The following is a 19,068-nucleotide window of genomic DNA, read 5'->3' as shown; positions in this document are numbered from 1 at the left end:
GAGGAGCCGACGCACTCGGTGCACGGCCGGCCTTCCCGCTGCAGCGTGCCGGGCGCGCAGACCTGCGTGTAGTTGTGCAGTGTCGCCACGGCCGGCACGCCGGCGTCGGTGCAGGCGGCGAGGACCGCGGGCGACAGGAGCGGAAAGACGTTGTGGATATGGACGACGTCCGGCCGGTCGCTGCGGAGCCGGGCGGCCAACTCCCTTCGGACAGAAGGGTTCCAGGGCACCAGGAGCGGCACGGCGACCTTGCCGGGCAGCGACCGGGCGGCGATGTCGTCGCTGCGGCGCTCGAACAGCTCGACCCGGTGTCCTGCCTCACGCAGCAGCGCGATCTCCTGGTCGACGACCTTGTTCTCGCCGCTCGGCTGGGCCGACGCGTAGCGGTTGTGCACCACGAGGACGTGCATGCTCAGCTCACCTCCGATCCTCGGGCCCAGCGCGGTACGCGCCGTCGAGGGGCGTCCGGCAGGGGGGACGGCGCGGTGGGCGCCGCGACGGCGGGTGCCGCCAACAGCGAGGCGGCCAGCGCCAGATGGAGCAGATAGGGCGAGGCGTCGCCGAGCCCGGCCTCGGTGTACGACGCGATCGCGCAGTAGCTGATCAGGAAGAGCGCACACGCCCTGGACAGGGACGGCGGCCGCAGCAGCGCGACGCCGCCGAGGACGGCGATGAACGCCGAGACGAGGACGATCCCGGTCAGTCCCTGCTCGTGATAGACGGCCAGCCAGCTGTTGTCGATCGGCAGCCCGCCGAACGACTTGTCGCCGAGGCCCACTCCGAACAGCTGCTCCGAGGTGGTCCGCGGCGCCGCGAGCAGGGCGTCCCAGACCTTTGCCCGGCCGGTGAGGCTGGTGAAGTACTCCTGGGTCTGGCCGCGCAGGAACCACGCCTGCAGCAGGGAGCCGAACGCCACCGCGGCCACCGCGGCCACCAGGACCGCCCAGGCGAAGAACCGGCGGGCCGCCGCGCTGGTCAGGACGAGCGAACCGATCGCCACGAGCAGGCCGACGAGCAGCCCGAGCGTGGCCGTCCGTGTGTGGGTCAGCGCGAGCAGGAACAGGGACGGCACGATGACCACCGCCGCACTGGCCCGGTCGGTGCGACGGCCCAGGAGCAGCAGCACCGTGAGCCCGATGATCACCGCGGCGTACTGGCCGATCTGCGGCGGGGTGAGCGGCCACAGCGCGCCGACGAGCCGACCGCCGTAGAGGTCCGGCATGGCGGCGCCCGGTGAGAGGAGCAGCCCGGCGGCCACCGATCCGAGCACCGCGAAGTACATCCGGATATGGCTGCGGACGAACGTCAGGCCCCCGTCCCACCAGCGGCTGAGCAGCCACAGCGTGGCGACGAAGAGAGCGAAGCGCCCGCAGCGGAACAGTGCACCGAACCCGGCCTCCAGGTTCGCGCTGGCGATCACGCTCGGCACCAGGAGCAGGGTCAGCAGGAGCAGCAGGGCGCTGGGCCGGAAGCGCAGCCGGGGATTGACCGCGACGGCCAGCACGAACGCCACGACAAGCGAGCCCATGGTGACCATCTGGATGAGGGAGCGGGGCAGCGGGATGATGGTCTGCGCCCCTGCGGAACCGAGGGTGTTGAGGATCAGCAGCCCCCAGGCCGTCCCCACGAGCTTCGGCGTGTGCTCCCCGGCCGTCTGTGCACTCATCTCAACCACCCGCCCGTGGCCGGAACGTGCTGCCCGCGTCCTGCCCGTACTCGGCGCCCTGCCACTGCTTGACGTCGAGGGTCCCGCTCGGATCGTGCGCGACGAAGCTCCAGGGGCCGCGGTAGACGTTGTCGTACCAGCGGTTGTCCTGTGCGCGCGTGATCGCTTCGGCCACCTTGTCGCCCTTGTACGGCGACCAGTCGGGGTACGTGCCGTAGTTGGCGAGGACGGCCATGCGGCCGCACTCGGCCTTCTTGCACTTGACGACGGCCGGATCGAGGACGAACTGGTTGTCGTGGATCTCCACCCGCTGGGTCTTCCACCGGCAGTCGGCGTGGAGCGGCGGCTTGGCGATCGCCGGCTGTGCGCAGCGGTCGGAGTCGCGCACCAGCAAGGTGCAGCTGCCGGTCGAGGTGTTGGCCGGGCTGTTGCAGAACCGGTCGGCGTTCTCCCACAGCGTGATCCCCGACCAGTTGTTCTCCAGGACGTTGCGGGAGATCTCGATCCTGTCCGTACGGGCCTTGACCCGTGGTTCGCCGCCGGACTCGGACACGTAGAGGGTCGCGAACGGGAAGCTGTCGCCCCGGTCGGCGCCTCTGCGCCCCTCGATCCAGTTGTTGCGCCGGATCGTGTTGTTCGTGATGACCGCGTTGTAGCTGGTCTCGTAGATCAGCGCGGCACCGTCGTTGGCCTCGATCACGTTGCCTTCGATACGGAAGTCGTTGTTGTTGGTGTCCGCCCACAGGCCGGTTCCGCGGTTGTCGTGCACCCAGTTGCCGCGGATGTCGGCGCCGTTGACGGCCCAGAACTTGATGCCTCCGGTGCAGCCGCAGCCCGGCTTCCTGCGCTCCCAGTCGCCGGTGTTGTTGCCGGTGATCTCGTTGCCCTCGACCACGAGGCCCGTGATGGAGTCGCCGGACTTGTACGCGTTGAGGCCGTACTGACCGTTGTCGCGCAGGCAGTTGGCACGTACTTTCTGGCGGGCTCCGGCCATCAGAGCGGCGCCGGAGTTGTCCTTGACGGTGTTGTGCTCGATCACCCAGCCGTCGGCCGAGTCGTGGTTGACCACGCCCTGGTCGTGCGGCGCGACGAAGCCCTGCACGGTCAGGTGGCGCAGCGTGACGTCGGGCGCGCTGCCGCTGAACGCGTACTGGTTGGTCCCGCTGCCGTCGAGCACCGCGCCCGGCGCACCGAGGTAGGTGTTCCCCTTCTTGGGCAGCACCTGGGCGTAGCGGTCCGCCTCGAGCGTATGGGTGCCCGGTCCCAGCCAGAACGTGGTGTTCGGCGGGCTGTTCCTGGTCTTTACGGCGAGGTCGTTCACCACCGCGGGGTCGACGGTGACCGCTCCCTTCGGCGCCTTCGCCGGCCCTTCGGCGGGCTTCGCGCACACGCGGGCGACGGCCGCGGAGGGCTTGCCCGACCCTGCCGTCGACGGTGCGCGGTCGCCCGGTTTCGCCGGTGCGTCCGGGCTGCCCGTACATCCGGTCACGGCCAGCAGAGCCAGCGCGAGCGGTGCCGCCGTCGTGTACGTCCGAAGCCGCCACTTGATCCCCACGCGCCCTCCCCCCTAGCCCTGGAACCTGAGTACGGTGACGAACTCCGCCTCGCCGTCGGCGGCTCCTGTGCCGACGAGGGTGGTGGCGGGTTCCTTGCGGCCGAAGCCGGCGGAGTACCAGCCCAGGGGCGGGTTGCTCTCGCCTCGGTGCGCCTGCCAGGACAGCTCGTCGGGCAGGTCGAGCACGGCGGAGCGCTGCTCGCCGTCCCGGGACCAGGTGAGCTCCGCCCGGCTGCCCGTCAGCTGCGCGGAGACCGCCGGGCCGAGGTGGAATGCCAGGTGCACGTCACGTCGTGAGCCGCTGACCTCGTCGACCATCGTCAACTCCCGGCTTTCAGCCGCGAGTTCGACTCGGCGGCGGTGCACGGAGGGCTGGAAGCCATCGTGTTCGGCGGACCAGCGGGCCACACCCTCGTCCGTCGTGTCCACGGCGAGGACGCGGGTCGTCGCGTGCCGGGTCCACAGGAACGGGCCACCGGAGACGGACTGGTCGGCGCCGTCAAGGCCCAGGGTGTTGTGGCCGAGGGTCGAGCGGAAGTACGCGCGCCACTCGGGCTGCCCGTGATAGCAGTACGTCCCGGGGTCGGCGAGGATGTCGACGCCGTCGTGCCGCACCTCGACGGAGAGCGCGTCCGCGTGGGCATGCGCGGCGATGGACAGGAACCCGTGCGGCCCTCCGTCGCAGCGGCACCAGATCTCCCCGGGACCGCGCAGGATGGTGAGCCCGGCGTCGGCGAAGTGTGCGGGCCGGTCCTCCGGCCGGGGCACGGACGGTGCGGCTGGCTCGACAAGCGCGGCGAGCAGCGGCGTCCGTACATCGGTGCCGCGCGACTGGGGCCACCAGTCGAGCCGTCCGAACACGGCCTCCCCGGTGGCGAGCAGGGAGCCCCAGCGGTCGGTCCCGGTGCCGTCGACGATCAGGCCGTGGCCGTCGTCCGCGTCGCCCTGGCGCGGTGGCCGCAGCCGGTTGTCCACGACGGCCGCGAGCGCGTCGGTCATCCGCAGCAGCACCAGGCGGAGTGTCGCGGGGACCGGGACACGGGCGCGGTCCGCCTCGGCCAGGGCGGCCAGGCCGAGTTCGAGGACCAGGCCGTGGTACTCGGTGGCCAGTTCGCGGTTGAGACCGGAGAGGAAGGTGTTGGCGCGCAGGTGCCGGTCGAGGGACCGTAAGGAGTCCGCTCTCCAGCGCGCCGACTCCGGGAACCAGTCGAACGCGCAGGACGCGGCGAACTGCCCGGCGGTCTCGGCGATGATGTGGTTGTTCGCCGAGGATCCGCGGCTCGGGAAGGCGGCGAGCCAGCGCTGGTGGTGCCAGATCTGGTTCCGCGCCACCGGGTTGTCCTCGAACAGCCCGGCCGCGCCCGGCCAGCCGTCGAGCAGCCGGCGGATCCACACCCAGGACAGGAGCCGGATCCCCAGCTCGATGCCGCTGATCCAGTGCACCCCGCGCAGCGGCGCGTTCGCCGCCCACCAGGACCGCAGATGCGCGGCGACACGCTCCGCGTACCGCTCGTCGCCGGTGAGCGCGTAGGCGGCGGCGAGGACGGTCAGGTACTGGTGCCGGGACAGCTCCCAGATCTGCTTGATGTCGCCGACCGCGTCCTCGTCGCGGTACGGCAGCCCGAACGCGTAGCCCCACGGCGCCCGCCGGCCGGTCTTCGGGTCGTACCACCAGTCCGGATCGGTCAGGTCGTCGCGTACCACTCCGAAGTACTCGATGTGCCCGGCCATCAGCCGGTCCGCCTCCGCGACGAGACGTTTCACGGCGTCCGGCGGGACCGCGGCGAGTGTGCCTTCGGGCAGCACCGCGGTGAACCGGGCGCCGGTGACGTCCGGGCAGTCGGGCGGCGTCGACCGCCAGCGGCGTCTGCGGACCGTGTCGCCGATCCGGCCGCCGATCTCCCGCGGCGCCATCCGGGAAAGGCGCCGCAGGTACCAGCCCGGGCCCATGCTCATCGCGCTCCCGCCAGCGTGACGGGCGCACCGGCGGCCACGGCGGTCTGCACGGCGAGCGTGGCCGCCGTGGTCGCGATCAGGGACTCCAGCGGTACGGGCATCGGCCGACCGGTCCGTACGGCCCGGATGAACGCGGCCAGTTGGGCGTTCTGGCCCTTGTCACGGGCCTTGGGCAGCCGCGAACTCACCCACCGCTTGCGGCTGTGCACCGAGGCGCGGACGAAGTCGTCGAGCCGCAGCACCTTGCCGTCCGCGACCAGGTCGAGGGTCTCCTTGGGGTAGCCGGACGCGCCGGTGGTGACGTAGCTGAGGGTGGCGGTGGACCCGTCCGGATAGCGGAGCAGGACCTGCAGGTCCTCGTTGCCCGAGCTGCCGACCGCGTACACGCAGACCGGGTCGGCCCCGAGCAGCCAGCTCGCGGTGTCGATGAAGTGCCCGCCCTCGCCGGCGAACCGTGTGCCCTCGCTGCCCTGCCGCAGGTACCAGCTGCCGTGGTCGAGGCGGCCCGCGTTGATGAGGTAGCGGAGGTTCGCCGGTCCCGTCCGGACGCCGAACTGCTGCTTCGCTTCCTGGAGCAGGGGCGCGAAGCGGCGGTTGAAGCCCACCTGGAGCCGGTCGTTCCCGGACTCCTCCACCGCCGCGAGCACGCCCGACAGCTCGTCCTCGCTGAGGGCCAGGGGCTTCTCCACGAACACGGACTTGCCGGCCAGGAGCGCCTGCCGGGTCAGTTCGGCGTGCGAGCTGTGCCGGGTCACCACGAACACGGCGTCGACGGACTTGTCGCCGAGCACCGCGCCGAGATCGGTGGTGGCCTGTGTGAAGCCGAACTTCTTCTGGGCGTTGGCCCCGGACAGCGCCGTCGTGGTGACGACGGTCGCCAGCTCCACGCCCTCGCGTCCGGCCAGGTGCGGAAGGAGCATCGAGGTCGCGTAGTTCCCCGCGCCGACGAAGGCGAGCCGAACCGGCGTCCTGACGGCGCGGGCCGGGCGGGGCCGCACGGCGACGGCGGGCACGGTCACGGCCGCAGGCTCCGCTTCCCTCTTCTGTTCGGGGTAGCGGAACAGGACGGCCACGGCCTTCAGGCCGCCGTCCTTCAGGTTCTGATACGTCTCGACGGCTTCGTCGAACTCGGCGATATGGGAGACCAGCGGCTGCACATCGACCCGGCCGCGGGCGGCGAGGTCGAGGAAGCACGCGAGATTGCGGCGCTCGGTCCAGCGGACGTAGCCGATCGGATAGTCCCGGCCTTCGAGTTCGTACTCCGGGTCATAGCGCCCCGGGCCGTACGAGCGCGAGAAGCGGACGTCGAGCTCCTTCTCGTAGTACGCGTTCCACGGCAGGTCGAGGCTGCACTTGCCGATGTCGACCACCCGGCCGCGGTCCCGGCTCAACTGCGCTGCCAGCTCGACGGGTTGATTGCTCGCGCCGCCAGCGGCCAGATACACCTGGTCCACGCCATGGCCCTCGGTGAGCTCGGCGACGGCGCTCTCCACGGCCGCGGATCCGGAATCGCCGCAGGCCACCGCGCCCAGTTGCTCGGCGAGCGCACAGCGCACCGGGTCGGGGTCGGCGCCGACCACCCGTACACCCGACGCGGTGAGCAGCTGCACCACCAGCTGTCCGATCAGTCCGAGTCCGATGACCAGGGCCACCTCGCCGAGTTGCGGCTCGCCGCGGCGCACGCCCTGCAGCGCGATCGACCCGACCGTACCGAAGGCCGCGTGCTCGGCTGCGAGTCCGTCCGGCACCTTGGCGTAGAGGTTCTTCGGTACCCAGTTCACCTCGGCGTGCAGGGCGTGCTCGTTGCCGGCGCAGGCCACCATGTCGCCGACGGCCACATCGTCGATCCCGGCGCCGACCTGCTCGACCACTCCGCACAGCGAATAGCCGAGCGGCGTGTACGAGTCGAGCTTGCCCATCACCTTGCGGTACGTGGCGGGCACCCCGTTGGTGGCCACGCTCTGCAGGACCTTGGCCACCTGGTCCGGGCGCGAACGTGCCTTGCCCACCATCGACATGCCGGCCTCGGAGACCTTCATGAGCTCGGTCCCGGTGGAGATCAGCGAGTACGCGGTCCGGACAAGGACCCCGCCCGGCTTGCATGCCGGTACCGGTACGTCGAGCAGCGCCAGTTCGCCGCTCTTGTAGTTCTGCACTACCTGCTTCACCCGTGCTCCTCTGAATTCCTCTGAAGTCCCATGAAGTCCTGCGTCGTTGACCGAGTGCTCCGACCGGACCCAGAGGTCGCGCCGCGATACCAGTACTCGAGGGTCAGTACGTGCCACAGATGCTTGGAGAAGTCCCGCTGCCCGGAAGCGTCCTCGGCGACCATCCGCCGCAGCGCGTCACGGCGCAGGAAACCGGAGTTGACCAGCTCGCCGTCGTTGATCACCTCGCGCACCAGGGGCGCCAGATCCCGGCTCATCCAGGCGCGCAGCGGGGCGCTGAACAGGCCCTTGGGCCGGTGGACGATCTCCTTGGGCAGGATCGAGGAGGCCGCCTCCTTGAGGACGGCCTTCCCCTGCCGGCCCGCGATCTTGCGGTCGCCCGGGAAGGCGAACGCCGCCTTCACGACCTCCACGTCCACGTACGGCACCCGTACCTCGGTCGACGCGGCCATGCTGGAGCGGTCCGTGTAGGCGAGGTTCAGGCCCGGCAGGAACATCCGGGCGTCGCCCAGGCACATCCGGTTGACGAAGTCGTCGAGCTCGTTGTCCTGGTAGATGTCCGCGTGCTCGGTGAGCACATCGTCGACCGTGCCCGCCAGATCCGGGTTGATCAGGGCGAGCAGTTCGTCCTGGTCGTACATGGTGTAGCTGCGCCGGAACGCGGTCTCCTCGGGCAGCTCGGCGAAGGACAGGAACCGCTTCGCGAACCGCACCGACCGGTAGCCGCGGCGGGCCGTGGCCACCGGCAGCCGGTCCACGGCCGCGTGCACACCGCGCCGCAGCAGCCGCGGGACGCGCTGGTAGCGCAGGGCGAGGACATTGGCGAGGTGCTTGCGGTACCCGGCGAAGAGCTCGTCGGCTCCCATCCCCGAGAGCAGCACCTTGACCCCGGCCTCGCGGGCCGCCGAGCAGATCAGATACGTGTTGATGGCGGCGGGGTCGCCGATCGGCTCGTCCAGGTGGTAGGTCATCTGCGGAAGCAGGTCGAGGACGTCCGGGGCGATCTCGATCTCGTGCAGATCGACGCCGAACCGCTCGGCCACCTGGCGGGCGTAGCGCAGGTCGTCGGGCATCGCCTCGAACTTGGCGTCCTCGGCGCGGAATCCGATGGTGTACGCCGAGATGCCGGGCTGGTGGCGGGCCGCGAGCGCGGTGAGATAGCTGGAGTCGAGACCGCCGGAGAGGAAGGTCGCGACGGGGACGTCGGAGAGCAGGTGCTGCCGGGTCGAGTCCTCGACGACGGCGGCCAGATCCGGCGCCTCGCCGTGGCGCGCCTCGGCGGCGATGTCCTTCAGATTCCAGTAACGGCCGCGCTCCACCCGGCCGTCGGGCCGGCAGCGCAGCCAGCTCCCGGGCGGGAGCTTCTCCGCCTCGCGCAGCGCGCAGCGTGAGTCGGGCACCCAGTAGTACAGGAGGGACGCCACAAGCGCCGCGTGGTCCACCTCCAGTTTGGCGCCGGAGACCGCGGCGAGCGCTTTGAGTTCGGAGGCGAACACCAGGCCGTCGCCGCGGCGGAGCAGGAAGAGGGGCTTGATCCCCAACTGGTCGCGGGCAAGCACCAGTTCACCGCTGCGCTCGTCGAAGATCCCGAAGGCGAACATGCCGCGCAGCCGCGGCAGAGCGTCCGTGCCCCAGCGCCGCCAGGCCTCCAGGAGCACCTCGGTGTCGGAGGTGCCGCGGAAGCGCACTCCCGCGCTCTCCAGCTCGGCGCGCAGCTGGGGTGCGTTGTAGAGCTCGCCGTTGTACGTGAGGACGAGGCCGTCCTTCGCCATGGGCTGGGCGCCGGTCTCGGACAGGTCGATGATGGCCAACCGGCGGTGGCCCAGCTGCACTTCGCTGTCACCGACAGGGTGGCTGTAGCGGCCGGCCCCGTCGGGACCGCGGTGCGCGAGGATCTCGGTGAGCCGGTCGGTCACGGCTTTACCGTCCGGCCATCTGTACGTGCCTGCTATGCCGCACATGAGCTAGCGCACCTCCTGGTCGCTGTCCGGGACGCGCGGGGCCGGCACCGGCAGTGATTCCTTGCGCAGCCGGCCGGTGCCGTTCTGCTGGGCGAGGCGCTCGCTCTGGCCGCGTAACGCGGCCGCCGATCCGTCCCACAGGGTGCCGTCGGTGCGGTCGCGCGGGTCGGGGTCGATCAGCACCACACCGAGCACGGCGATCCGCTGGTCCGCGAGCTGTCGCGCCACGGTGTGCAGCCAGGCGGCGCTGCCGTGCCCGGCGCGCACCACGAGCACGGTCCGGGTGCCGAGGTACTGCAGATCCGTCCATGCGGTGCCGGGCGCCACCGAGCCGACGCCGAACCGGAGTTCCTGACGCGATACGGCCGGGACCTCCGCATCGCCGACCACCGTGAAAGCGCCCGACTTGGGGCGGCGTTTGACGAGTTGCAGGCGCGGCAGGCCGTCGACGACGACCACGGGCCGCTCCCCCGCGAGCGCCTCGGCGAGATCGAGGGCGATCCTGCTCGTGCTGCGCACGGAGCCCAGTTCGAGCAGGGAGAACGGTTCCGTGGCGCCGCGTACGGTGCGGGCCAGGGACGCCGTCAGCCGTTCGCGCGCCGCCCGGGTCCTGCGGCGGCGCCACAACAGGGCCTGGCGGCGGGGCAGTTCCGCGAGGACGGACGCGCCGAGGTGCGCCGCGATCGCCCGGCGCAGTACCGGCCGGTCCGCCACCACTGAGCCGACCGCGGCAAGGGCGAGCCCGAGGACCAGCCCGAGGACGAGCCCGATCCCCGCGTTGGTGGCGGCGGCTTTGGGCACGGAGTGCTCGACGGCGCGCGCGGCGTCCACGATCTGCGTACCCGCGACGAGGCGGGGTGCGCCCATCCGGGCCTCTTCGGCGCGCTGGTCGAAATCGGCGATACGGGAGGTGAGTTCGGCCCGGCGGGCGAACAGCGACTCGAGGTTGGCGGCCGCCCCGGGGTCGGTCTCCGGGTCGACCTCGGGCTGTCCGTCGCCGATCTCCTCGTTGACCTCGGACAGTTCGTCGCGCATCTGGTCGCGCTGCCCGAGGAGGGCTTTGGCCTCGGCCTCCGCCGCTTCCTTCAGACGCCGTACGTGGTCCGCGACGAAGGCCTCGGACAGCGCCTCGGCCCGCGCGACCGCGTCCGCGTCGCTGTCACCCGCCACCGTGATCTGCAGCAGGTTGTTGGTCAGCCCGGTGCCCTGGTAGTCCTCCATGAAGTCCTCGGGGCGTTCGGTGGAGTCGAGGGATTTCAGGGCCTCGCCCGCGATCCGCGTGGTCTTCAGAAGGGCGGCGTCGGTACGGATGAGCGTGCCGGGGTCGTTGGGCTGATCCGCCTCGTGCGCGACAAGGACCGTGCTCACGGCGGTGGGCGGGGGTGGCATGAGGACCGCCACCGCCGCTCCGGCCAGCAGACCGAGGAGCGCCACGCAGCACCAGAAGCGCCGTCGCCTGCGTACCGCCACCACCAGCGCCTGCAGGTCGAGGAGCGGGGTGGCGGCCGCCGGTGCGGACGTCGTGCTGGTCGTCACGCCGAACCTCCCCGCGATTCGATGCCGCCGGCCATCGCGGGCACGGGGCCGTCCGGGGTGCGGCCGGCCGTCCCTGCCGTACGGGCCCGGACCGTGCCGGCGACGACGACGCCGACGACCTCGTGCCCGGCGTCCGTGCAGGCCCCGGCGAGGCCGGCGAGTTCGCCGGCAGTCCTGCTGCCCGCGCTGAGCACGACCAGGGCGCCGGACTCGCTGTCGTGATCGGGGACGAGCGGGCGGGCCGCCGAGACCTCCGCGAGCCGCAGCTGCGGATCGCTGCCCGCCTCGGCGGCGAGCCGCTCCGCGGCCCGGCGGGCGATGTCATCACCGTACGGAACGATCACGAGCAACTTTCTGTGGGATACGGGCAGTTGGTCGCCGAGGCGGGCCAGCACCCGCCGGTAGCGGATCCGCCTGCTGCCCTCGCCGCCGGACGCCTGCAGGGCCGGCGTGTCCCACCGGGTGTCGAGTCCGAGGAACCTGCGGATCCGGGTCCGCGGGCTGCCGCCCTGCGGCGGCTGCGGCGCGGCCCGTTCACCGGGCACGTCGACGGAGCCGAGGAGTGTGGCGCCCAGCGCCGCGGCGATCTCCTGTTCAGCGCGCAGCCTCCGGCTCATCCGCGCGGCGGCGAGATGACCGATGATCGTGCACAGCAGGAACAACAGCGCGCCGCCGACGACGAGTTGGAGCCGGGTCGGCGGGGCCTCGCCGGCGGGCCGGGTCGCCGGGCCCATCACGACCATGTTGGCCTTGTTGAGCGAGGGGTCGACCTCGTCCAGCTTCTCCACCGCCTCCTGCAGCGAGGTGCGCAGCTTCTCCAGCTCGGTACGGCCCTGCACGCTCTCCACGCTCTTGCCCGGATCGGCCGCCTTGGCCAGCTCGGTGATACGGCGGCTGGTCTGCGCCACCAGCTTCTTGAGTGCCTCGGGCCGCGTCGCCACATCGGAGTCGGTGGTGTCGCCCGCCAGGCGCGCGGCGAACGCCACATAGGCGTCGGCCACTTGGTCGGCGAGCCGCTGCGCACCTTCGGGGGTGTCGGCCGTGCCCGAGATGCTGATGATGTTCCCCTCGGTCGCCTTGGCGCCCACCCGGTCCCGCAGGCCGCTCTCGCCTAGCTTGGCCGCCACCTTGTCGATCACGACCGAACTGGTTGCGATCTCCGACTGGGTCAGCAGCTCGCGCTCCTCCCACTGGCCGGAAAGGAGCACCGACGCCGAGGTCGTGTAGCGCGGCGGGAAGACCACCGAGACACCGAACCCGACGAGCGCGCCCACCACGGCGAGGACGGTGAGCAGGCGCCACCGCCGTTGGATCACTCGCCCGATCGTGGCCAGGCGGATCGTGTCGTCGCTCAACGGAGCGGCCTCCTCCGTGTTCGTGCCGGGCCGCGTGCCGCCACCGGGGTGTGGTCGCGGCAGGCGGCTTCGTACGCGGCGAGCAGCGAGGCCTGCGAGTGGCGCCAGGCCAGCTCACCGCCGATGCGCTCCTGGCCGGTCTTGCCCATCCGGGCCCGCAGGTCCGGATCGTCCAGCAGCAGGGCGATGCCCTTGGCGAACTCGCTCTCGTCGTTGCCGGGCGCGTAGACCGCGGCGTCACCGGCGGAGACGCGGGCCTCCTTCAGATCGAAGGAGACGATCGGCCGTCCCATCACCATGTATTCGAGGACCTTGTTCATGGTCGACACGTCGTTGAGCGGATTGTGCGGGTCGGGAGACAGGCATACGTCCGCGGTCGACAGGTAGCGCGCCAGGTCGGCGTCCGGGATACGGCCCGTGAACTGGACCTGCTCGGTGAGCCCGAGCCGCCGGGCCAGCCGCACCATCGCGTCGAAGGTGTCGCCGCCGCCGATGAACACCGCGTGCCAGTCGGTCCGTCCGAGCTCGTCGCGCAGCTTCGCGAGCGCACGCAGGGCGTAGTCCACGCCGTCCTGCGGGCCCATCACGCCGAGGTAGCACAGCAGATGCGGCTTGCCGCGCTTCAACTCCGGCTCGGCCGGGACGGGTTGGAAGCGACCGACATCGGGTGCGCTGCGCACCACGAACACGTCCTCGGGCCGCTGCCCGCCGCGGCCGAGTGCGACCTCGCGGTAGCTCTCGTTCGTGGAGAGCACGATGTCAGCGGCCCGGTAGGTCCGCCGCTCCAGGGCGCAGACAGCGCGGTAGAGCAGATCCTTGCCGCGGTCGAACCGGGAGAGATACAGCTCGGGTACGAGATCGTGCTGGTCGAACACGAATCGCGCGCCTTGCCTCTTCAGCCACAGCGCGGGCAGGAAGAGCAGATCGGGCGGGTTGCAGGCATGGACCACATCGACCGGCCCGACCTTGCGGGCCAGGCGGACCGTGTGCCACAGGGCGGTTCCGTACTCCCGCAGATAGCCGGCCGGTCCTCCGGTGGCCGCGCGTAACGGGTAGCGGTGGATCCGCACACCGTCGATCAGCGCCTCCGGCTCGGTGTCCCGCTTCTCGCCCCGGGGGCAGATCACTTGGACGTCCCAGCCGGCGTCGCGCAGCGTCGTGCACTCCTGCCACACCCGCCGGTCGAACGGCACCGACAGGTTCTCCACCAGGATCAGCGCGCGCCGGGCCTGCCCGGCGCCGCCGGAAATCTCACCAGACAAGGCCCACGTACCCCGTTTCGGTCCTGCGCGTCTCGGCGTCGGGAAGGCGGACGAGGTCGATCAGCACCGGGCCTTCGCCATGGGGCAGCGCAGCGAGCACCGCCGGGTCCTTGGTGCCCACCAGGCACACCTCGGCGTGCTCCATCACCTCGTCGACGGAGTCCACCAGGAGCTGCGCGATGTGCGGCAGGCGGGTTTCGATGTACGCGCGGTTCGCACCGAGCAGTCTGGAGAGGTTGACGTTGGCGTCGTAGATCTTCAGGTCGTACCCCTTGCCGATGAGCCGCTCCGCCAGTTCGACGAGGGGGCTCTCGCGCAGATCGTCGGTGCCGGGCTTGAAGGACAGGCCGAACAGTCCCGCGCGCCTTTTGCCGGTGCGCTCGACCAGTTGCACCGCGCGCTGCAGATGGTCGGAGTTGGAGGGCAGTACATGGGACAGGATCGGCACCGAGACATCCGCCCGCCGTGCCGCGTGCACCAGACTGCGCAGGTCCTTGGGCAGGCAGGAGCCGCCGAAGGCGAAGCCGGGGCGCAGATAGGCGGGGCTGATGTTCAGCTTGCGGTCGGCGAGGAACACGTCGATCACCTGGTGCGAGTCCACCCCGAGCGCCTGGCATATCGCGCCCAGTTCGTTGGCGAAGCCGATCTTGAGCCCGTGGAACGCGTTGTCCGCGTACTTGATCGCCTCGGCCGTCGGTACGGGCACCCGGAACACCTCGCCCGGCAGACCCTCGTACAGCGCGGCGACCACCTCGCCGCTCGCCGGGTCGAGTTCGCCGATGACGGTCTTCGGCGGGTCGAAGAAGTCCCGCACGCTGGTGCCCTCGCGCAGGAACTCCGGGTTGACCGCGACCCCGAAGTCCACCCCGGCCGTGCCGCCGACGTACTTCTCCAGGATCGGCACCAGCAGGTTCATACAGGTGCCGGGAAGCATGGTGCTGCGGAACACGACCGTGTGCCGCCCGCCCTTCTCGGCGAGCGCCGCCCCGATCTGTTCGGTGACCCGCTCCAAGTAGGTGGTGCACAGGCTGCCGTTGGGCTCCGACGGTGTGCCCACGCAGACCAGCGACACCTCGCTGCCCAGGATCGCCTCGCGCACGTCGTCGGTGGCGCGTAATGCGCCCGTCCGTACGACCTCGGCGGTGAGCTCGCCGATCCGCTCCTCGACCACCGGCGCCTTACCGGCGTTGACCAGGTCGACCTTCGCCTGGTTGACGTCCACGCCGATGACCTCGTGGCCTCGGCCGGCCAGGCACGCGGCCGACACACAGCCCACATAGCCGAGCCCTAAGACGCTGACCCTCATCTCGGATTCCTCCCCCTGGCAGGGCCCTTGGGCCCGCAGTCCGTGGCACAGGTGACGCGCTCCCCACGCGTCAGTAGGCCCCCTGCCCCTGGACCACCGCACGCAGCGTCTTCCACAAGATCACCGCGTCCAGGGCGAGCGACCAGTCCTCCACGTACCGCAGGTCGAGGCGGACCGCCTCCGCCCACGGCAGATCACTGCGGCCGCTGATCTGCCACAGGCCGGTGAGCCCGGGCTTGACGAGCAGCCGGCGCCGGATGTCCGGGCCGTATTCGGCGGACTCCTCCGGCAGCGGGGGACGCGGACCGACCAGCGACATCGAGCCGGTCAACACGTTGAACAGCTGCGGGAGTTCATCGACGGAGTACCGGCGCAGCACCGCCCCGACCCGCGTCACCCGCGGATCCCGGCGCACCTTGAACAGGAGCCCGGCCCCCTCGTCGGCGTCGGCCAGCGTGGCCCGTGCCCGGTGGGCTCCGTGGACCATGGTGCGGAACTTGAAGATGGTGAACTCACGGCCGCCCTTGCCGACTCTGCGCTGCCGGTAGACCACCCCTCCGCGGCTGTCCACCAGGACGATCAGTCCTACGAGCACCATCAACGGGGCGAACAGCAGCAGCAGAACCGCCGCTCCCAGCCGGTCGACGACCTCCTTGACGACCCGGCGGCCGCCGGTGAAGGCCGGCATGCTGACCCGAAGGAGCGGTATCCCCAGTACGGCGTCGACATGCAGCCGCGGTCCCGCCACCTCCATCAGGACGGGGGCGACCACCATTTCGGCGTCGCTGCCTTCGAGGTTCCAGGCCAGTCGCTGCAGCCGGTCCGGCGACCAGTACGGGTCGGGGGTGACCGCCACGACCCGGTAGCCGTCGCCGTGCACATGCTTGGCGACGTCGGTCAGCTGACCCACGACCGGGACACCGTCCACCTGGTCTCCGTCGAGCCCGCGCCCGTCCGCCGTGCACACCGCGTCCACCCGCCAGCCGAGGTGCGGGAACTTGCGGGCCCGGGCGATCAGGTCGCGTACGGTGTCCGGGCTCCCGGCGGCGAGCACCGGTCGCAGACATCGTCCTTCCGTACGCCTGCGGTGCAGCCAACGCCGCAGCAGATAGCGCTCGGTCACGGTGACGAGGGCGATCGCCGGTATGGCGACGAAGATCCAGAGTTTGATGTTCCGCGAGCTGACGGCGATCCCGCCGAGCGAGAGGACGACGGCCGCCATGAACAGGGCGCGTCCGAGCCGGCGGAACTCCTCGGCTCCCTGGCCGAGTACGACTGGGGCCCAGGCCCGGCTCGCCATGAGGGCACCCAGGACGAGCAGTTCGGTGCCGAAGGCGAGAATGGTCCACTTCTCATGCCAGTTGGCCGCGTCACGTACGCCGAAGAAGCCGCCGATCGCCGCGATCACAAAGGCCGTGGCCGTGGTGTCGCCGGTGATCACGGCACGGCGGTACCGCTGCTCCCATTCGATTTCGGGCTGACCTGTCGCCCCGCCCACCGATCGCCCGCGCCCCGGTGGAAACGGGCTGGCTAACTCTCCCTGCCGCACAGTCCCGCCGAGGTCGCCAGCGGGTTCGACGTGTTCGCCCAACACGGTTCCTCCCCCCGGGAGGCCCCCGCCCCCCGCCCTGTTGCTCCCCTCGGGAGGCCCCCGCCCCCCGCACCGCGCCGCTCTGTCTTGCCGGGAGGCCCCAAACCTCCCGCGAACAATCCGCCTGCCTTCAGAGCTACTTGAAACAACCCGCGTAGACCGAGGTGGACAGGGGTGCTCCCCGCACCCAGTGCCTCACCGCCATGGCGCCAGACCTATAGATCACGATTTGTCGCCTCGTGTCCCGGCATGTGAAGCGTCAATCTAGACCATTGGAGCTCCCCTGAAGAGGGGATGTGTGTAATTTGTGCTGAACATTTGAAGCTCGTTACATCGATCGTCTCCCGCGTGTACATGCCGGGACCACGCAGAGACGCCGTACGACCAGGGTCAAGCCGTCTTTGCGAACACAAGCACCTCGGTGGAGGCGACGCCCATGGGGGCGAGGAAGCCGGCCTCGAGAGTGCAGCCGAGGGTCGCGAAGAGGTCCACGCAGGTCCGGCGCGGCATGGCAGCCGGATAGGAGTCGTGTCCGGTGCCGCCCTGTGTCGCCCAGGCACGCATCGTGTCCGGGTCCAGACAGGTTTCGGTCATCACATCGAAAACGATTCGGCCACCGGGCCGTGTGACCCGTGCCATTTCGAAGAAATAGCGCGAAGTCCCGAGAAACGTCAGGGTGTTGAAGACCTTGTGGGCCAGCACCAGGTCGATGCTGCCGTCGGGCGTCGGGGCGAGTGAGAACCCCTCGGTCGGCCGGGCCACCACGCCAAAGGTCTCGACCAGATACTCGGCCCAGGGAGCCGCCGTCTCGTAGATCTCATAGCGACCCGGCGAACACTCCTTCAGCGTCTTCTCCAGATAGCGCCCGGACCCCGGGCCGATCTCGAGGACCGCGTCCGGGCCGGCGTCGAAGACTCCCAGCGCCCGCAGTTCGGCGATGGTGGACTCGGTGGCGCCGGGCGTCCCGTTCATGACCTCGTCGATGTAGTCACCGACGGAGAGACCGGCCAACCGCGCCGCCCGCATGGTCGCGTCGAAGGGGATGAAGTCGTCGACCCCGCCCCGGGTGTTGGTGCTGCGCACGATGTCGAATCCGGCGCGGCGCAAGAGCCGCCTGACCCCCGATTTCACCACTGACGATCCCCTCCCCGCCGCCCGTAGCGGGCAGCCCCCCGGTTGTTTTCCGCTCAGCGCCCGAAGCATAGGACCGCCGACCCGGTCGGTGGGCGGTCGCGGATACGCCTGGTGCCACAGTGACGAATGAGGCGCCATCGGCGCATGTCCGGGGCACTTGCCCCACGGCACGGCGTGCCGCCGACGACGGGGGCGCGCGACGGGCGCGCGGGAGCGCAGGTGCACGCCCGGGCAACCGTGACCACCGCTCCACCCCTGGCCGGAACCGGAATATCGGCCTACTGTTCGCCGAAAATCGGTCCCGAATCGAACGCTAGTGACCAGTCCGCTGTCGTGGTTTGGCAAATTCATTTGGAATGTGCCACTGGCCCCTGCGGCCGCCGCTTCGGCCCTAGCCTCCTCGTCACGCAGGCACACTGCAGCACCGGTCGCCGGTGCGGGGAGGGGGCGGAGGGTGCCAGGGATCGACATGACACTCCTCGAGGCCATCAGCGTGCCCGGTGCGCGCGGGGCCATCATCGTGGACTGGACCTGTGGCTTCGCCTTGGACTCGGCGGGCGAGGCCTGGCCGGCGGGCATCGAGGCCACCGCGGGTGACACCGCGGAACTGGCGCGGATCGTCAGGGAGTCGGCCGTGTTCAGCGCGGGTCACGACGGCGGTGACGCTCCGCAGGTCGAGGACGTCATCGTCACCACCGGCTCGGCGTACCACCTGATCCGCTTCGTCGCGGACGCCCTGGAAGGAGGCCTCTTCGTCCACCTCTGGCTGGACCGCGAGGCGGGCAACCTCGCGCTGGCACGACGCCGCCTCCAGGCCCTGGCCGAGGAGTTGGCGCAGCCGTACACGGCCACGGAGGCGACATGACCTCGGTCGCCGCCGGGTCCGAGCTGCCCTCCCGCACCTCGATGCTCCGGCGTCTGGCCGAGGAACGGGCCGGCGGAGTGCTCGAGCGCTCGACCGGTCTGCTGTATCTGGTCGACGGCAGGGTGGTGCACGCGCAGAGCGAGGCGGCCACGGAGCTCGGTCAACTCCTCGTCGGCTGTGGGCGGTTGACGGCCGCCGACTGGGACGAAGCCCTCGAACGCTGCGGTGGGGACAGCCGTCGGGCGGCCGATCATCTGGTCAAGGACGGTCAGCTCGCCGACGGCGCACTCGAATTGTGCCGGTACACCGCCTTGTTCGACGCGGCGTACTTCGCGCTGGCACCGGGCGGCGGTCCGGCCCGGTTCCGGCACGGGGTGACGTCCGAGGGCGGGCTCGGCCTGTCCGTCCCCGCGGACCGGGTGCTCGCCGAGGTGTCCCGGCGCCGGGCGCTGCTCCACTCCCTGTGGCCGGGCTCCTCGATGGACCACCATCCGGTGGTCCGTGGCAGACCGCGGCCGGACCGTCCCCCTTCGGTCCGGCTGCGGAAGCTGCTCGACCTCGCCGACGGGGAGCGCACCCCTTCCGACCTGGCACGAACGCTCGGCCGCCCCGCCTTCCACGTGCTGCTCGAAGTGCGCCGCCTCGCGGTGGCGGGTCTGGTGGAGCCGCCACGGCCGCCCGCGCGCCGTCCCACCGCCCCCGCGCGTACGGGC

14 protein-coding genes are annotated in these 19,068 nt (G+C 70.9%); 2 read left to right on the top strand and 12 right to left on the bottom strand.

Going from position 1 to position 19,068, the window contains the following annotated elements; translation table 11 throughout:
* The 12 genes from ABT367_RS34185 to ABT367_RS34130 all read right to left on the bottom strand — a co-directional run.
* The coding region (locus tag ABT367_RS34185; protein ID WP_352257170.1) for a glycosyltransferase at positions 1-410 on the bottom strand (410 nt) is incomplete at its 3' end.
* Between the two features lie 2 nt (positions 411-412).
* Entirely contained in the window at positions 413-1,666 is a 1,254-nt protein-coding gene (locus tag ABT367_RS34180; RefSeq protein WP_352257169.1) for an O-antigen ligase domain-containing protein, read from the bottom strand.
* Position 1,667: 1 nt separating this feature from the next.
* Complete coding sequence (locus tag ABT367_RS34175) at positions 1,668-3,221, bottom strand: right-handed parallel beta-helix repeat-containing protein (RefSeq protein ID WP_352257168.1); 1,554 nt, start codon at positions 3,219-3,221, stop codon at positions 1,668-1,670.
* Positions 3,222-3,233: 12 nt separating this feature from the next.
* On the bottom strand, positions 3,234-5,177 hold the full coding sequence (locus ABT367_RS34170) for a heparinase II/III family protein (protein ID WP_352257167.1): 1,944 nt from the start codon (positions 5,175-5,177) through the stop codon (positions 3,234-3,236).
* On the bottom strand, positions 5,174-7,345 hold the full coding sequence (locus ABT367_RS34165; protein ID WP_352257166.1) for a bi-domain-containing oxidoreductase: 2,172 nt from the start codon (positions 7,343-7,345) through the stop codon (positions 5,174-5,176). The genes ABT367_RS34170 and ABT367_RS34165 overlap by 4 nt, the downstream gene beginning before the upstream one ends.
* A complete protein-coding gene (gene asnB, locus ABT367_RS34160) occupies positions 7,342-9,306 on the bottom strand; it encodes an asparagine synthase (glutamine-hydrolyzing) (RefSeq protein ID WP_352257165.1) in 1,965 nt (654 codons plus the stop codon). Before asnB ends, ABT367_RS34165 begins: the two co-directional genes overlap by 4 nt.
* Positions 9,307-9,309: 3 nt before the next feature.
* Positions 9,310-10,842 carry a Wzz/FepE/Etk N-terminal domain-containing protein gene (locus ABT367_RS34155; RefSeq protein ID WP_352257164.1) on the bottom strand — a complete coding sequence of 511 codons (1,533 nt, stop codon included), beginning with the start codon at positions 10,840-10,842 and terminating at the stop codon, positions 9,310-9,312.
* Positions 10,839-12,197: a Wzz/FepE/Etk N-terminal domain-containing protein gene (locus ABT367_RS34150; RefSeq protein WP_352257163.1), complete on the bottom strand. Its 1,359-nt coding sequence runs from the start codon at positions 12,195-12,197 to the stop codon at positions 10,839-10,841. The genes ABT367_RS34155 and ABT367_RS34150 overlap by 4 nt, the downstream gene beginning before the upstream one ends.
* Positions 12,194-13,459, bottom strand: coding sequence for a glycosyltransferase family 4 protein (locus ABT367_RS34145; RefSeq protein WP_352257162.1), 1,266 nt, complete (start codon positions 13,457-13,459; stop codon positions 12,194-12,196). Before ABT367_RS34145 ends, ABT367_RS34150 begins: the two co-directional genes overlap by 4 nt.
* Positions 13,449-14,765, bottom strand: coding sequence for a nucleotide sugar dehydrogenase (locus ABT367_RS34140; protein ID WP_352257161.1), 1,317 nt, complete (start codon positions 14,763-14,765; stop codon positions 13,449-13,451). Before ABT367_RS34140 ends, ABT367_RS34145 begins: the two co-directional genes overlap by 11 nt.
* A gap of 70 nt (positions 14,766-14,835) precedes the next feature.
* Positions 14,836-16,314 carry a sugar transferase gene (locus ABT367_RS34135; RefSeq protein ID WP_434975605.1) on the bottom strand — a complete coding sequence of 493 codons (1,479 nt, stop codon included), beginning with the start codon at positions 16,312-16,314 and terminating at the stop codon, positions 14,836-14,838.
* Positions 16,315-16,746: 432 nt separating this feature from the next.
* On the bottom strand, positions 16,747-17,463 hold the full coding sequence (locus ABT367_RS34130; RefSeq protein WP_352257159.1) for a methyltransferase domain-containing protein: 717 nt from the start codon (positions 17,461-17,463) through the stop codon (positions 16,747-16,749).
* Positions 17,464-17,959: 496 nt separating this feature from the next.
* Between ABT367_RS34130 and ABT367_RS34125 the strand changes: the two genes are divergently transcribed.
* Together ABT367_RS34125 and ABT367_RS34120 are read left to right on the top strand one after the other, a co-directional pair.
* The gene (locus ABT367_RS34125) at positions 17,960-18,355 is read left to right on the top strand and encodes a hypothetical protein (protein WP_352257158.1); all 396 of its coding nucleotides are present in this window, start codon (positions 17,960-17,962) and stop codon (positions 18,353-18,355) included.
* A partial coding sequence (locus ABT367_RS34120; protein ID WP_352257157.1) for a transcriptional regulator occupies positions 18,352-19,068 on the top strand: 717 nt, incomplete at its 3' end. The genes ABT367_RS34125 and ABT367_RS34120, both read left to right, overlap by 4 nt.

The sequence above is a fragment of the Streptomyces mesophilus genome, from assembly GCF_040300965.1.
In the GTDB taxonomy this organism is placed as follows: domain Bacteria; phylum Actinomycetota; class Actinomycetes; order Streptomycetales; family Streptomycetaceae; genus Streptomyces; species Streptomyces mesophilus_A.
This window is presented reverse-complemented; position numbering and strand designations above follow the sequence as displayed.

Excerpts from the sequence above, each read along its gene's own strand:
- ABT367_RS34125 (WP_352257158.1), top strand. The coding sequence starts at position 17,960 with ATGACACTCCTCGAGGCCATCAGCGTGCCCGGTGCGCGCGGGGCCATC.
- ABT367_RS34180 (WP_352257169.1), bottom strand. The coding sequence starts at position 1,666 with ATGAGTGCACAGACGGCCGGGGAGCACACGCCGAAGCTCGTGGGGACG.
- asnB (WP_352257165.1), bottom strand. The coding sequence starts at position 9,306 with ATGTGCGGCATAGCAGGCACGTACAGATGGCCGGACGGTAAAGCCGTG.
- ABT367_RS34140 (WP_352257161.1), bottom strand. The coding sequence starts at position 14,765 with ATGAGGGTCAGCGTCTTAGGGCTCGGCTATGTGGGCTGTGTGTCGGCC.
- ABT367_RS34170 (WP_352257167.1), bottom strand. The coding sequence starts at position 5,177 with ATGAGCATGGGCCCGGGCTGGTACCTGCGGCGCCTTTCCCGGATGGCG.